The sequence below is a fragment of the Neobacillus soli NBRC 102451 genome (assembly GCF_001591665.1).
Classification (GTDB): Bacteria; Bacillota; Bacilli; order Bacillales; family Cytobacillaceae; genus Neobacillus; species Neobacillus soli.
Genome location: NZ_BCVI01000045.1, coordinates 1 through 13,852 on the forward strand (window position 1 = coordinate 1; position 13,852 = coordinate 13,852).

Here is a 13,852-nt window from a genome sequence, read left to right on the forward strand (position 1 = left end):
GCACTCCAGGCCATACGCCGCTGACCAGGGCGCTTGCGCTTTTCTCATATATATCATTTTTCTTATTATTTGTTTTTCCATATCTTATTGATACTAACTGAATAAACTTGGAGTGTCTAGTTTTCTATGTAGAAGTGATTCATGATGAGGTATTAAGGTAGAGGACAATCCAGACCATATGATAGACAAGGACAGACAGATAAAGAACACAGGTGGAAATCAACAACGTTCTAATCCGCCCTTTTAAAGGCCGCAGATAAAACAAACCAAGCAGCAAAAGGGGCAGGAAAATCTTGATGATGTAAAAATAGGACCAGCTTTTTTCAATGACATGCTTCATCATCGGATTCCCTTCTTCCACGAAACCTGATGCAATACCAAAATGGGTCAAAACTGCGTCCAACAGACCAGCAATTAGCAGGAATAAACAGAACTTCATAATTTCCTCCTTAAAAATTTGTACCGTTTCTAACCAGTGTTTCTAAAAATTTATACGCTAATACATTCGTTATTAAGAACGCAAAAAAAGAAATAAAAGGCTGCTTGTGACAGCAGCCATTAAGACAACTTTTAATTTACATACCTTCCACTTTCAGGACGGCCAATATCAGCAAAATGCTCCACTAAATAGTTTAGGTTTTCCGAAAGTTCTTCTCCACTCATTGGCAGTCCGTGCCCCGTCACTGCGACTTGCGGCTTTAGTGCCGCTAACTTCTTCACCGATTCAAAAGCCATATCCCAGTCTGGTGTGAAATATTTCGGCGGACCGCTGATTTCCTGGGTTTGCGTCATTACCTTATAAAGGGATTCTTGTTTAACTGTTACAAACGCATCACCGGCAATAAGCGCTCGGTCTTGTTCACGGAATAAGGAAATATGCCCTGGTGTATGTCCTGGTGTATGGACCCATTTCCAGCCCGGCATATTTGGTACCGTTCCGTCCTCTGGCAGCGGTTGAACATGTGCACTGATATTAATGCCATGATTAGGGAATGTCGGTGACATCTTTGCAACAAGACCACCAACATCCGGATCTCCCGGAGGATAATCTTTCTTCCCTGTTAAATACGGAAGTTCCAGTTCATGCGCATAAACCGGGATATTCCAATCCTCCAGCAATATAACCAGTGACCCAACATGGTCAAAATGCCCATGTGTGAGCACGATCGCTTTCGGCCGGGCCTGTTCGCCAAAACGTTCTTGGACCATTTCCTTTATTTCTTCTGCTGACTTAGGCATGCCTGTATCAATCAGGACAAATTCCTTCGTCTCACTTGGATTTCCGACTAGTACAAGATTGACGATTTGGTCGGTGTAACAATAAATATCCGGCTGCACGAGAGTTCCTATCCCGCTGCCAATCGAGGTCATTGGAAGAAAGGATTCCTCAAATTTACTATCCTGATTGTGCTCCAAAAAAATTCCTCCCTTTTGGTTATTATCTAACTGGAAGGAAAAATTATTACCCAGGATTGATTTAAAACACATAAACGCATAATACATTATAACGTATTTTTTGTTCTTAATAAAGATGTGTTATCAAAAAAAACTACTTATTCATAGCAGCTCTAGTTAATCAAATGTTCGCAATGTCAATTTATAAAGATTGCGATTTATATCCTCCGATTGAATAATGTTTTCATTAAAGTTAATTTGCATTTTTCCACTTCCCGAAACAATCCTCACCTTTTCAATGCCATTGGCTTTTTGCATTCCTCTTTTTATCTTCCCAATACAACCGGAACAAGCAACCTCATTCAATGCCAATTCAATCATACTCATCCGTACCAAACCCCTCTCAAGTTAAAAATGATTTTTCAACAAAAGAGTGACCAAATTGAAATGGAAAACACTATGTAAATGCTGAAGCTGTGGGCTACACAGTTATTTGCTATATTGAGAAAAGGGATTTTCTGAAGACAATGGAGAATAATGCCCACATGTCTTACCGCTTTTTACTTGCAGTAAATGATAAATTGTACGAAGCGGATGAGTCAGTTGGTAATTTAAGTTTAATGGAAGTGGAACAGCGGCTGGCAAGAGCCCTGATTCTTTTTCATGATAAAATGAAGGCAAAAAACGGAGTCTTTACGCTGCCAATCACCAAAAAGGATTTAGCGGGTTATATTGGAACAACCCCAGAATCAGTAAGTCGAAAGCTATTGTCATTTATGTCCCAAAAGCTAATTGACATGGACGGACGCCGCCAAATACAGATTCTAGAGTTGGACCAACTGAAACAGATTGCGGAAATCAATTAGAAATTATCAAGTTTTACGGCCATAAGACGGAAATGCATCGGTTCAATTTCATTGACAATTACATTCATCCCTAACGATTGAAGACTACCGATAAGGGACTCTCCTCTATGTGGCAAATGAATTTCAAAAATCGTTCCTATCGGTGCGGCTTTGACAAAATTTAAAATTTCCCGGCGTGGATGTTCCCCCTTGGCAATTCGCTCCCGGATATCCATGATTGCTTTTTTATCAACGATTTCAAACATAATTTTCATACTCCTTTGGTAAAAGTTTGTTTTCAGTTTATCACCTTTCAATCCTATTGAAATTGATTTATATCAAGCTTGTTTTTGGGGTGAATTTCGTAAAAAGTGCTATGAACAGTGGGTTTTAGAGGTATTTAAGGATTGTTTAGAGAAAAGTGAAATTTTGAAAGCTTTGTGAACATTAGCCTCTAATTGATATAAGCTGCTATGAACGGTGATAGAATGAACAACAACGAGATTATAATATAACGGAGTTGAAAATGATGTTTAACAAGGTCTCTCTAATCACTTCTCTGTTGTTTTTTCTATTAGGAACGAACGTCTTTGCCCATTCATTTCTAGAAGCATCCACTCCTAAAAACAGTGATGTGCTTACAGAATCACATGATAATACAACTGCTGTAGTGCTAACAGTTGCAAATGATCAGGCAATAACCGAAGTATCTGCCACTGAAACATCCAAAGATGGGTCAGAAAATGCGGGTTTGCTTACAAAAAGGACAAAAGCCGTTGAGCCTTCTTTTAAAGACTATGTAGTACCAGGGTCTGTGGGTTTATTACTCATCGCCGGCTTCGGAAGCTACTGGTTAATTTTCAGAAGAAAGCACGCGTAGCCCCATATCCTAAATGTAAAAGAAGCGTGAATCCGGGTGGATTCACGCTCCTTTTACATTCACTAATCCCCCAGCGGTTTGGTATTATAGCTGGAACCGGTCCAATCGGTTAATTCACTAATGACCTTCCAAAGCTCTGGGTAAAATTCAAAGCCAATCCCGCGGTGCAAAATCTTTGCCGGTATTCCTTTTAAACTGTTTGTCTCTAGTCCAATCATCCGCTTGACAAGCTGAAGATGATGGTGGCGAAAGCTTTGAAAGTTCTCATCCATCTGGTGCAGTTCCTGCATGAGCTGAAATAAATCGATGTCAGCGGATGGATTTTTAAGAAGGTCCATTACTGTTAAGGCTCGCTCGGTTAATATCTGCTGGAATGGCGGCCATAATGTTGGCCCTAGCTTCAACACTTCATTAAATCCAGGAGAATCTTGCCCGCTGCCCTGTCCGAGTGAAAGACGGATTGTATGGTAATCGATTGGACTAATAACTTTTACCATATTGAAAACCTCTGGCAACTGCTTTAGATGGATATTTACGCGTCGTATCTGCTGCTGCGCTTGAGTCATCTCCCGAGCTTCCATAGCTCTTTTGGCTAGATGAACATATTGGATGACCAGCTTAAAATGCAACTCAGCAATTTGATGAATCACCTGAAACGTTAACTCATCTTCACAGCACAGCTCCTGATTAGACTTCTGTAAATTTAACAATTCCCCCGTACGAATATACTTTTCATAATCAGTCACTTTTTTCGCCTCCATAAGCTCCCCCTTTGATAAATTCTTGGTGGTGCCTGACACCCTACAACTTGCGAAGTATTGCGCGAACGGGACTGCCGTCGCCTTCAACTAATGGTAATGGTAAGGCAATTAATTCGTAATCACCTGGTTCGATTCCATCGAGCAAGAGCGACTCCAAGATGTGGATACCATTTTCATTCAAGCTATGATGCCCTGGTAGATCCTTGCTATCGATTGGGTCTACTGATGGAACGTCCACGCCGATAAGTTTTACCCCCTTGCTAGCCAAAAACGGGCCAAGGTCTGGCTCGATATGAGGGATTTTCTCAGGGAATTGTGCCGGATTTTGCCAAGCAAGTGTTCTAAACAAAACCCTTTTGAAGCCATCGAGGTCGATATCCGTTAAATCTGCTGCACCAATACTTGCCTTTCCGACCATATCAATGACTCTTGCAGGACCAATGTAAAGATTAAGATCCAACCCAATGATTCTTTTTCCTTCGCTGTCAAAATGATACGGTGCGTCCACATGTGTTCCTGTATGGGTGCTCAGTTCAAGTCTGCCTACATTAACAGAGCCGCTTTCTTCCATTGACCAGGAGACTTCGAATTGAAAAGCTGTATCCCCCGGCCATACCGGCATCCCGTTGACCAGAGGCCTTGAAATATCGAAAATCCTCATTTATATCACTCCTAATATAATCATATTGCACTTTTTCTCATTATTTCATATTCCCATCACCTTTTTCCATCATTTAGTTAATACCGATAACGAAGCAACACATAAAGGCAGGAGTGAATTCCTGCCCAATCAATGAAACGATTCCCAAAATTTCCCGTCTTGATTAATCATATCTTTAAGATCTCCAAAAGGTATCGTAAAGGTTGGAAAACCAGCTGCGAACGCGGCGATTTCATTTGGTGTAAAGTAGATATTTAATCCAGCCTCACTAATAAAAAATGGCTGGTCGGCCTTAATACCTTTGTATTCATTAGGAAAGATATAAGAGAATTTATCGTTACTCTTAATTTGCTCACCAATCCTACCACTAATTACCTTTACATAAGGACTCTGGGGTTTAAACAGGTCGCTCAACTGATACATCGATCCGGTTTTGAGGTTAATATGAGCATATTTTTTCACTGGCATTCCGTGCGCGGCACAAAACGGGTAGTCGTATCCCGTTATTTCAATCACCAGTAATTCTTTTTTGTAAAAGCTGACCTCAAAATCACCCATATAGTTTGATTCTAATTGTTCGTGGGCCGGAACTACCTTTACACCCGATAGCTTCTCTAAAGCTCTATTCACGCTTTCCTGTTTTTCCATTCCTTGTACCTGCGGGAAATAGACCAAATAATCCTTATTTGGCTTGTATTTATGCTCACTCACAGAACTTCGGCTATTTAGCGGAATGATGGTATTTTGTTTCCAGACCAATTCAGGATTTCTATTAAAATACAGCAGGCGATTGTCAATGTCTCCCTTAATCAGCGTTTGCAAAAAGCACAGTGTGCCGCTCCCATCAATCATTGGCAGATGTTCCATACGCCTTCCGTTCTTATCAATAAAGAAAGTATCCGTGTTATTGGATACAGACGCACAGCCATCCTGAAAGTTGTTGATTTCATTAAAGATAAAACCAGTTAAAATATGGCCCTCTGAATCCGCTAAGGCATAGATCGACTTACTACACGGGAGTTTCAGATCCGTCTCTTTCCCAAGGGCAAATCGACTTTCACCAAGATAGAGGAGATTATTATAATTCGCTTTTATAACAAACTGTCCTTTTCGATCAATTAACCCAAAATGGTCTTTATCATCCTCTGACAAGTTGATTATCGCCCGGCCGTCTATAAATGACTGTGCCCCTGAAAACTGTGGTTCTATGACCATATTTCCTTGTTCATCAATATAACCAAATTTCCCATCTTTACTTTTTTGAAAAGCTAATAAGCCTTCCCCATAGTTGCCGACGAATGGATACGGAAATGATTTCAATACTTTTCCCGTAAGATCAATGAGTGTGTACTGACCATATTTTGATTTTACGACCGCTTTTCCCTGGTTAAAATCACTGGCTATTTCATAGGATAATGGGATTACTTCCTTTCCCCTTTTGTTTAAATATCCATATAAATACTGGCTATTTACTTCTGTATCAGCAATTAGCGCTCTGCCTTCCTTAAAATCTCCAATATAGGAGTAAGCCTTGGCGGTAATTTCTTTCCCACTCTCATCAATCACCTTAAAGCCCTGCGCATCATTGACAATCGCCCGACCCTCTGAAAAGGAATTAATCGTATTATATTTTGGCTCCACAATTAAATAACCATCTGCATTAATGACTCCGGTATGGTCCTTCAGCCCAACAATCGCTAAATCATTATCTTGAAAATCAGCGGCGTGTTCGTATATGGACGGCAGAATAAATTTCCCCTTCTCGTCAATATATCCCCACTTAGTACCGCCAATTTCTTTCATCGCGGCTGGGAAAAGGTAAACCGTCCGTTCATCCCATGTACCAGTAAGCGTCCGAAACGCTTTCTTCTGTACGTCATGTGAAACAGGAAAATAAAATAAAGAAGATCCGTAGGAATTTTTCAACACAAATAAATAGCTCTGATGATTATATCGATATAATCCGAAGACCTCATTTATACCGTCATGATCCAAATCTGCCCATTGAAGGACAGCCTGATTGTCTTTATAAAGTAACTCTGCGCCACTAGGAAGATATGGCAATACCCAATTTGCCATATCCCGGTTACTTACGAACATACTAGCTCACCCATTTTACTTTTCTATATGTATATGAAAAAGATGGGCCATGTGTTAAAACGACACGAGGAAGGTCGATTAGTGTACCTATCCTTTTACAAATAGTAAGACCCGGTCGAGAAACCGGCTGTTTGCATTTTATAGATGCCTTAAATGGCTGCTTATGAAACCTTTTTCTAATGTCCGATATATCGTGCATCCGGTAACAACTTTTTCCATTCCTCATAGGAAATGATGGTTTCCCAGTGGCCTGTTAGTTTTGCAATCCCAATGATCACAAAGAACAGAACAAAGAAGGTAACAGGAACGAACCATTTATTCACCTTTTTATTTGCAACTGTCATGTTCAGGGTATCCTTAATAGGGCATGCCTCAACACATGACATACAGGCTGTACAGTTTGGCGTGAGGACAGTCTCGACCTTATGAACTTGAACCCTTTGCGGACAAACCTTTGTACACATTTCGCAATTCGTGCAGGTATCTTCATTCCGCTGTATTTTTGTAATCCTAAAGATGCTGCCAAGACCAATCAATGCCCCGTATGGGCAAAGGAAGCGGCACCAAAAGTTCCTGAAAAACAATGACAAGACGAAAATGATAATAATCGCCTTCAGGGTAATACCGCCAATGTTTATGAATAACAGGAGCATTTTCACATCGGAAACCTTATTATATTGATCAGTTAGAAAGGCCTTGGCGGAAAATATAGGCATTTGAATAACCATACCTATAAAGACCAACAATAAGACATATTTTATTGGTGTTAAAAACCAAACAAGCCATTGTGGAATCTCGAAATTCCTTTTAAAAATCTTTCGGCCAAGCCACCCAGTTAATTCATTAGCTGTTCCAACAGGACAAATCCAGCTGCAGAACGATTTTCGAAGGATAAATCCAGAACCAATGAAAAATGCTAACAAAACGAGTCCTGCCGGATGTATAGGATCAAAATCCCCCTCTAACAACCATACCTTCAGGGCTACCAGGCTGCCAAGCGGCAGGAAGCCTTCTACTGCTGCCGGTCGTTCGACGAAAGTTGTTTCTCCGAGCGTTTCAAAATGCATATAGAATAGGTAGAATCGTAAGCCTACATATAATAAAAATAATAGAAACACGGCCTGAACAACATACCTTGTAATTTGAACCGGTTTACGTTTCAACTGTTTCACATACCAGTTTCTTGACTTCATCACGTTTCCCTCCACTACTTCGATACTTCAACTATAATGAACCTGGAAAACATGGCATGTGATAAAAGTCATTGTAAATATTGAATTCATAAAGAATTCACATTACTATCTTAGAAATGTCAAATATGACCTTTAACATTTACAAAGTAAAAAAGGTATAATACCTCATATCAAGAGAGAGTTATACCTTTTTTGATGTATAATTATAATATCAATTTTAAACATTTTTTCACTTTTCAGATGCAAATACGATGTTATTCTGTTTCCGTGCCTCTTCGGTAATACGAAGGACAATTTTGCTCCAATTTTTTAATTGTTGATATTCCTCATCATTTTTAGTCTCAATGACCCTTGCGATATTTATACATTCATAGACCATATTTTGTTCTGCTTGTTCGACACTTACAATTTGGCTCTCCTGCGAATGGCTATCAACGAATTTAATTTCGGAAATTGGCGCGGCATCTTCAAGCACGAAGGTACCTTTTTCCCCATGTATTTCGCATCGAAGTTCAGAATGTGAAATTTTTGAACAAAGGATCGTACAAACAAAGTCCTCATACGTTAATACAAGTGTTCCGCTGCCATCGACACCGCTGCGTAATAAGACAGGATGATAGCTGACCTGTTTTGGTTCACCAAATAATCCAACTGCTAAATAAAGCGGATAGACACCTAAATCGACGAGGGCACCGCCGGAGTAAGTAGCCGAGAAAATGTTTGGCTCATCCCCCTCTAAAAATAAATCATAGCGCGAAGAGTATTGTATGTAAGGTAACATGGTGCTTCTAAGCTTTCCTGCCATAGAGAGCTTGTTCTTTAAAATCCGGAAATTAGGTGTATGGATATTGCGAATGGCTTCGAATAAATAAACACCATTCTCCTCCGCCGTCTGGTATGCCTCGTCTAATTCGGCAGTATTTGAAAAGACTGGCTTCTCGCAGATGACATGTTTTTTATTTTTCAAAAAGGTTAGTGCCTGTTCAAAATGGACAGAGTTCGGCGAAGCAATATAGACCGCCTCAATCTCCGCGCTTTTTGCCATTTTTTCTATGTCAGTATAAATATAGGGAGCGTTATATGTAGCGGCCAATTGTTTCGCTTTAGCTTCTGTTCTAGAATAGACTCCGACTAGTTGCAACTGTTCACTTAGCTTTGCTGCTTGGATAAAGGATTCAGTAATCCATCCTGTTCCCACTGTCCCAAATTTAATCATCTTCCTTCTCCTTTCTGAGGTATCTTTAATATACAATTGTAGTTCTTTTCCGTTTTACTTGCCAATACCAATACCAAATATCATTTAAATTCAACTAAATAATTCCATTCTTAGTGTATTTTGCTCATGAAATGTAGGGAACAATGGAAAAATATCAGTATTTATGTTATTTATAAATAAGTAGAAAGATGAAAGAGGTTGAAAAGGGTGGACAATCACACATCAAATTTTATTAAAGATATTATGATAAAAGATTTAGAATCAGGGCATCACAGTAAGATCATAACTCGTTTCCCGCCAGAGCCAAACGGTTATTTACATATTGGTCATGCAAAATCGATCATAATTAACTTTGGCTTGGCGGATGACTTTGACGGAAAAACCAATTTACGCTTTGATGATACGAATCCGTTAAAGGAAGATATCGAGTATGTAAACTCGATTAAAGAAGATGTCAAGTGGCTCGGGTTTGAATGGGACGACCTATTCTTTGCTTCGGATTATTTTGAAGAAATGTTCAAAAGAGCGGTTCTGTTAATCAAAAAAGGATTAGCGTATGTTGATGACCTATCAGCTGACGATATTCGTGCCTACCGCGGAACACTGACTGAGCCAGGGAAGAATAGTCCATATCGCGACCGCTCGATTGAGGAGAACCTTGATCTATTTGAGCACATGCGCGATGGTTTATACGACAATGGTCAAAAGGTCCTCCGGGCAAAAATCGATATGAGCTCGCCAAATATTAATTTGCGTGACCCAGTTATCTATCGAATTTCTCATACAACGCACCATAATACGGGCGACAAATGGTGCATCTATCCGATGTATGCCTTTGCCCATCCGATTGAGGATGCTATTGAAGGGGTAACACATTCGATTTGTACGATTGAATTTGAGGACCAACGTCCCCTTTATAATTGGATTGTTGAACAGTGTGAAATGGAGAGTACACCACAGCAAATCGAATTTGGACGCTTAAATGTGACCAATACTGTGATGAGTAAACGGAAGTTGAAGCAGTTGGTTGATGAAGGTTTTGTTGATGGCTGGGATGACCCGCGCATGCCGACGATTTCAGGGATGAGAAGAAAAGGATTTACACCCGAATCGATTCGTGCTTTTGTTGGTGCTACTGGTATTACGAAGGGCTCTGGTGCAGTTGATTCACAAATGCTTGAACACTTCGTGCGCGAAGATTTGAAATTAAAGTCACCAAGAACAATGGGTGTAATCAATCCATTAAAAGTGGTGATCACTAATTATCCTGAAGGGCAAATTGAATTGCTTGATGCGGAAATCAATCCAGAAAATCCGGAAATGGGATCGCGGAAAATTCCATTTTCCCGTGAAATCTATATCGAACAAGACGATTTCATGGAAGAACCGCCCAAGAAATATTTCCGGTTGTTCCCTGGAAATGAGGTCCGTCTCAAAAATGCGTATTTCATTAAATGTGAAGAAATCGTCAAGGATCCTAACGGTAAAGTGGTTGAGCTTCGCTGCACGTACGATCCTGAAACGAAGAGTGGTACTGGCTTTACCGGCCGAAAAGTGAAAGGAACGATTCATTGGGTCGAAGCGGCCCATGCTGTCCCGGCTGAGTTCCGTCTTTACGAACCACTCATTTTGGAAAATACGGAAGACGAAGCCGCAGGGGAAAATAGAACATTCCTAGATCTTGTAAATCCAAATTCACTAGAAATTTTCCAAGGCTTTGTCGAGCCCAACATGAAGGAAAGCAGACCACAGGAGAAATTCCAATTCTTTAGACACGGTTATTTTAATGTTGATCCGAAAGAAACGACAGTCGATAAGCTTGTTTTTAACAGAATTGTTTCCTTAAAGAGCTCCTTTAAAATATAAACGAAAGAACCAGGCAGCAAGCCTGGTTCTTTTTCTAATGGTGGATTTCAACCGGGACTTCTAAGATAATTTTGGTCCCCTTACCTATGGATGAGTAAATCGACAGGCCTCCTCCAACAGAACGAGCCCGTTCATCCATGCTGAAAAGCCCAACACCACCGGTTTGTTTTCGATAATCAAAACCTGCCCCTTTATCTTCTATCATTACCCGGATCACATCTCCTATCTCTCTGACAGTGACTGTGGCTTCAGAAACTTGCGCATATTTACGGATATTCGTTAACGCCTCCTGAATAATCCGGTAAATGGTCAGCTCAATACTAATGGGAAAGCGCTGATTTAGGACACAATCAAAATAAACATCAATATTGTAGTGATCAGAGTAGCGGGAGAGGAATGAACGGATCGCTGGTACTAGACCAAGGTCATCAAGGACAGATGGCCGCAGCTCCCAGGAGATTTCCCGAATCTCTTCGATTAACTGTGTAGCTTCTGTCTGCATTTGATCGAGCAATGGATGATTGATTTCGGCCATTAAGCGATTAATCGTAATTAAATGGCTATATAAGTTTTGGCCTATTCCATCATGCAAATTCCGTGATAAGCGTTTTCGTTCCTCTTCCTGAACATCAATAATAGTAGTCATCATTTTTTGAAGTTCCCGTTCGACACGCTTTCGTTCAGTAATTTCATAACGAATCGCTAAATATTGATACGGCTTCCCTTTTTCGTTTAAAAATGGAACAATCGTCGTATCCATCCAATACAGTATCCCGTCTTTTGCCCTGTTACAAATCTCACCTTTCCATACCTTACCTGAGCCGATTGACCTCCACATATCTTTAAAAAATTCCTTGGAATGGTAACCCGAATTGATAATCCGGTGGTCGTTGCCTATCAATTCTTTTTGCGCATATTTAGAGATGTGGCAAAATTGATCATTCACATATGTAATCTTCCCGCGCGAATCCGTGATGGCTACAATCGACGATTCATCGAGGGCAAACTTAATATCTACTAATTCCTGCATCGACTTTTTTAATTCTAATTCAAGGTCGGCCAACACATTCAAAGGCTTCTGCACATCCTTGTCCATATTACGCCTCCTATGACCATGTTTTTAAATAGCTCTTCAAACTCTGTTCCAGGCTTTCAGCTGATTCCTTTACCTGTTGCTGAGTATCTTCACTAAATGCATGTGTTTCCCTTTTACCAACGAGTAATACTCCTTTAGGAACAGAATTAAAAAATACAGGGACGGCATAGGTGGATACAAGTTTTTCAGCAAGCATAATCGGATAATCAGTCACTTTTCCGATTAAATCATTGGGAAAGTCTATCATCATCATTGGGCTTCCACTCGAAATAATTTTTCCAGCAATGCCTTTTCCGAAACGAACCGTTATTCTTTTGTACTTATCATTTAAATTGCCGGAAGCATAATGCCACCTAACATCGGGACCTGATTTATTTTGGATGGCTAGGCCGACAAAATCACAAAGAACCTTGCTCTTTAAGTGTTCACATACTTCAACAACCGCCTGCAATTCCCTTATCTCTGTCATCCGCAGTTTTTCCCCTTAAATATCATAGCCTAATAACCCCTTTTTAACGGCATATTCTACCAGCTCAGGCCGGGTTTTCATTTGCAATTTTTCCATTAAGTTTCCTTTATGGGTCTCCACTGTTTTCACACTGATGACGAGCTGCTCAGCAATTTCTTTGTTTGCATATCCCTTGGCAACAAGAGTTAGCACTTCTTTTTCACGTTCGGATAAAAGGTTGTACGTATCATTATCATCATGTTTGACACCGGCTAAATATTCTTCCATTAAACGCTTTTGTGCCGACGGATGAAGATAGGCATCGCCGGCCGCAACCGATTCGATTGCTGACATTAATTCATCGTGCGGGGCGCTTTTTAAGATACAGCCTGATGCACCGCCTTGAATCGCGCGAAATAGGTATTCTTCATCATCATGCATCGTGAGAATTAATATATTGATCTCTGGTTTTAACTTCTTTAATTCGGTCGTCGCCGAAAGTCCGTCTTTTCCGTGCGGCATGCTTAAATCCATTACGACAACATCTGGTTTTAGCTTTAACGCCTTTTTAATTCCTTCATTGCCTTCAGAGGCTTCCCCGATGACTTCTATCTCCGGATTTGTGTTCAGAAGCATTTTTAAGCCCATTCTAACAACAGCATGGTCATCAACCAATAGGATTTTTATCAATTTAAGTTCCCCTTTAATCCCTATTTACAGTGGAAGAGATAGTTCTATCGATGTTCCTTCTCCTATTTTAGATGAAATCACGCACTGTCCGCCAGTAAGAAGCATTCTTTCTTTCATAGCCGCGAGTCCTGAAGAATGATTACCGAATTCATGGTCCTCCGGCTGAAAGCCTTTACCAGAATCATGGATTGTAATCGTTAACAATTCACCATTCCAAATAAAGTTTATTTTTACATTCGATGTATCAGCATACTTGGCAATATTCGTGAGTGCTTCCTGGCATACTCGGAATAAAGCAATACTGTTTTTTTCCGGCAGTGTTTTTTCCTCGCCAGTAGATTCTAAATCAACGAGAATTCCAAATGTAGATGTATACAACTTACAATAACTTTTCATAGCAGGAAGTAAACCAAGGATTGTCAGGGTAGGCGGATGCAATTCGACAGAAAGCAGCCTGATTTCCTGTATCGTCTTTTCAATCAACTGCGACATTTCCTGAACATAATTTTTCATATGTGCCTCGTTTGCACTTGATTCAATAAACTTTAGGCCAGTTAAAATACTATACAGGTTTTGGCCAACACCTTCATGAAGCTCAAAAGAAATTCGTTTAATTTCTTCTTCCTGTGACTGGATAATATATGAGCTTATTTGCTGCTTTGATTGCGAAATATCCATTAACACCACCCTCTTTCTATAAG

Annotated in this window: 16 protein-coding genes; 3 read left to right on the top strand and 13 right to left on the bottom strand. The window is 40.2% G+C overall.

The window, feature by feature from the left end; translation table 11 throughout:
* Nucleotides 1-139 precede the first annotated feature (139 nt).
* The 3 genes from BSO02S_RS16100 to BSO02S_RS16110 all read right to left on the bottom strand — a co-directional run bounded on the left by BSO02S_RS16100 (nucleotide 140) and on the right by BSO02S_RS16110 (nucleotide 1,782).
* Nucleotides 140-439, bottom strand: a complete 300-nt coding sequence (locus BSO02S_RS16100) for a DUF5658 family protein (RefSeq protein ID WP_066069477.1) — start codon at nucleotides 437-439, stop codon at nucleotides 140-142.
* Between the two features lie 131 nt (nucleotides 440-570).
* Nucleotides 571-1,416, bottom strand: a complete 846-nt coding sequence (locus BSO02S_RS16105; protein WP_425320386.1) for an MBL fold metallo-hydrolase — start codon at nucleotides 1,414-1,416, stop codon at nucleotides 571-573.
* Between the two features lie 156 nt (nucleotides 1,417-1,572).
* The gene (locus BSO02S_RS16110; protein ID WP_066069480.1) at nucleotides 1,573-1,782 is read right to left on the bottom strand and encodes a heavy-metal-associated domain-containing protein; all 210 of its coding nucleotides are present in this window, start codon (nucleotides 1,780-1,782) and stop codon (nucleotides 1,573-1,575) included.
* Nucleotides 1,783-1,940: 158 nt separating this feature from the next.
* Between BSO02S_RS16110 and BSO02S_RS16115 the strand changes: the two genes are divergently transcribed.
* Nucleotides 1,941-2,261, top strand: coding sequence for a Crp/Fnr family transcriptional regulator (locus BSO02S_RS16115; RefSeq protein ID WP_235846932.1), 321 nt, complete (start codon nucleotides 1,941-1,943; stop codon nucleotides 2,259-2,261).
* Here BSO02S_RS16115 and BSO02S_RS16120 read toward each other — a convergent pair.
* Nucleotides 2,258-2,506 carry an amino acid decarboxylase gene (locus tag BSO02S_RS16120; protein WP_066069482.1) on the bottom strand — a complete coding sequence of 83 codons (249 nt, stop codon included), beginning with the start codon at nucleotides 2,504-2,506 and terminating at the stop codon, nucleotides 2,258-2,260. The genes BSO02S_RS16115 and BSO02S_RS16120 overlap by 4 nt on opposite strands.
* Nucleotides 2,507-2,769: 263 nt before the next feature.
* On the opposite strand from BSO02S_RS16120, the gene BSO02S_RS16125 reads away from it, so the two are divergent.
* Nucleotides 2,770-3,120 (top strand): hypothetical protein, encoded by a 351-nt coding sequence (locus BSO02S_RS16125; RefSeq protein ID WP_066069485.1) that lies wholly within the window; start codon nucleotides 2,770-2,772, stop codon nucleotides 3,118-3,120.
* 62 nt (nucleotides 3,121-3,182) lie between these two features.
* Here the strand turns inward: BSO02S_RS16125 and BSO02S_RS16130 are convergent, their stop codons facing one another.
* From BSO02S_RS16130 to BSO02S_RS16150, 5 genes are all read right to left on the bottom strand, one after another.
* The gene (locus tag BSO02S_RS16130) at nucleotides 3,183-3,881 is read right to left on the bottom strand and encodes a tryptophan 2,3-dioxygenase family protein (RefSeq protein WP_066069488.1); all 699 of its coding nucleotides are present in this window, start codon (nucleotides 3,879-3,881) and stop codon (nucleotides 3,183-3,185) included.
* A 40-nt stretch (nucleotides 3,882-3,921) separates the two neighbouring features.
* Nucleotides 3,922-4,542, bottom strand: a complete 621-nt coding sequence (kynB, locus tag BSO02S_RS16135; RefSeq protein ID WP_066069491.1) for an arylformamidase — start codon at nucleotides 4,540-4,542, stop codon at nucleotides 3,922-3,924.
* Between the two features lie 129 nt (nucleotides 4,543-4,671).
* Nucleotides 4,672-6,642, bottom strand: coding sequence for a WG repeat-containing protein (locus BSO02S_RS16140; protein ID WP_235846933.1), 1,971 nt, complete (start codon nucleotides 6,640-6,642; stop codon nucleotides 4,672-4,674).
* 176 nt (nucleotides 6,643-6,818) lie between these two features.
* Nucleotides 6,819-7,835, bottom strand: coding sequence for a 4Fe-4S binding protein (locus BSO02S_RS16145; protein WP_066069494.1), 1,017 nt, complete (start codon nucleotides 7,833-7,835; stop codon nucleotides 6,819-6,821).
* A 229-nt stretch (nucleotides 7,836-8,064) separates the two neighbouring features.
* Nucleotides 8,065-9,051, bottom strand: a complete 987-nt coding sequence (locus BSO02S_RS16150; RefSeq protein WP_235846934.1) for a Gfo/Idh/MocA family protein — start codon at nucleotides 9,049-9,051, stop codon at nucleotides 8,065-8,067.
* Nucleotides 9,052-9,258: 207 nt separating this feature from the next.
* Between BSO02S_RS16150 and BSO02S_RS16155 the strand changes: the two genes are divergently transcribed.
* A complete protein-coding gene (locus tag BSO02S_RS16155) occupies nucleotides 9,259-10,917 on the top strand; it encodes a glutamine--tRNA ligase/YqeY domain fusion protein (protein WP_066069496.1) in 1,659 nt (552 codons plus the stop codon).
* Nucleotides 10,918-10,951: 34 nt separating this feature from the next.
* Here the strand turns inward: BSO02S_RS16155 and BSO02S_RS16160 are convergent, their stop codons facing one another.
* The 4 genes from BSO02S_RS16160 to BSO02S_RS16175 are packed head-to-tail and all read right to left on the bottom strand — an operon-like array spanning nucleotide 10,952 to nucleotide 13,829.
* Entirely contained in the window at nucleotides 10,952-12,013 is a 1,062-nt protein-coding gene (locus tag BSO02S_RS16160; RefSeq protein ID WP_084375052.1) for a PAS domain-containing sensor histidine kinase, read from the bottom strand.
* Nucleotides 12,014-12,023: 10 nt separating this feature from the next.
* Entirely contained in the window at nucleotides 12,024-12,482 is a 459-nt protein-coding gene (locus BSO02S_RS16165) for a GAF domain-containing protein (RefSeq protein WP_066069499.1), read from the bottom strand.
* Between the two features lie 15 nt (nucleotides 12,483-12,497).
* Complete coding sequence (locus BSO02S_RS16170; protein ID WP_066069502.1) at nucleotides 12,498-13,151, bottom strand: response regulator; 654 nt, start codon at nucleotides 13,149-13,151, stop codon at nucleotides 12,498-12,500.
* Between the two features lie 24 nt (nucleotides 13,152-13,175).
* A complete protein-coding gene (locus tag BSO02S_RS16175) occupies nucleotides 13,176-13,829 on the bottom strand; it encodes a sensor histidine kinase (RefSeq protein ID WP_066069505.1) in 654 nt (217 codons plus the stop codon).
* Between the last annotated feature and the right edge of the window lie 23 nt (nucleotides 13,830-13,852).

Bases quoted from the DNA above. Each gene is read 5' to 3' on its own strand.
- BSO02S_RS16165 (WP_066069499.1), bottom strand. From the start codon at position 12,482: ATGACAGAGATAAGGGAATTGCAGGCGGTTGTTGAAGTATGTGAACAC.
- BSO02S_RS16175 (WP_066069505.1), bottom strand. From the start codon at position 13,829: ATGGATATTTCGCAATCAAAGCAGCAAATAAGCTCATATATTATCCAG.
- BSO02S_RS16115 (WP_235846932.1), top strand. From the start codon at position 1,941: ATGTCTTACCGCTTTTTACTTGCAGTAAATGATAAATTGTACGAAGCG.
- BSO02S_RS16100 (WP_066069477.1), bottom strand. From the start codon at position 439: ATGAAGTTCTGTTTATTCCTGCTAATTGCTGGTCTGTTGGACGCAGTT.
- BSO02S_RS16130 (WP_066069488.1), bottom strand. From the start codon at position 3,881: ATGGAGGCGAAAAAAGTGACTGATTATGAAAAGTATATTCGTACGGGG.
- BSO02S_RS16145 (WP_066069494.1), bottom strand. From the start codon at position 7,835: ATGAAGTCAAGAAACTGGTATGTGAAACAGTTGAAACGTAAACCGGTT.
- BSO02S_RS16110 (WP_066069480.1), bottom strand. From the start codon at position 1,782: ATGAGTATGATTGAATTGGCATTGAATGAGGTTGCTTGTTCCGGTTGT.
- BSO02S_RS16125 (WP_066069485.1), top strand. From the start codon at position 2,770: ATGTTTAACAAGGTCTCTCTAATCACTTCTCTGTTGTTTTTTCTATTA.
- BSO02S_RS16150 (WP_235846934.1), bottom strand. From the start codon at position 9,051: ATGATTAAATTTGGGACAGTGGGAACAGGATGGATTACTGAATCCTTT.
- BSO02S_RS16120 (WP_066069482.1), bottom strand. From the start codon at position 2,506: ATGTTTGAAATCGTTGATAAAAAAGCAATCATGGATATCCGGGAGCGA.
- BSO02S_RS16160 (WP_084375052.1), bottom strand. From the start codon at position 12,013: ATGGACAAGGATGTGCAGAAGCCTTTGAATGTGTTGGCCGACCTTGAA.
- BSO02S_RS16140 (WP_235846933.1), bottom strand. From the start codon at position 6,642: ATGTTCGTAAGTAACCGGGATATGGCAAATTGGGTATTGCCATATCTT.
- kynB (WP_066069491.1), bottom strand. From the start codon at position 4,542: ATGAGGATTTTCGATATTTCAAGGCCTCTGGTCAACGGGATGCCGGTA.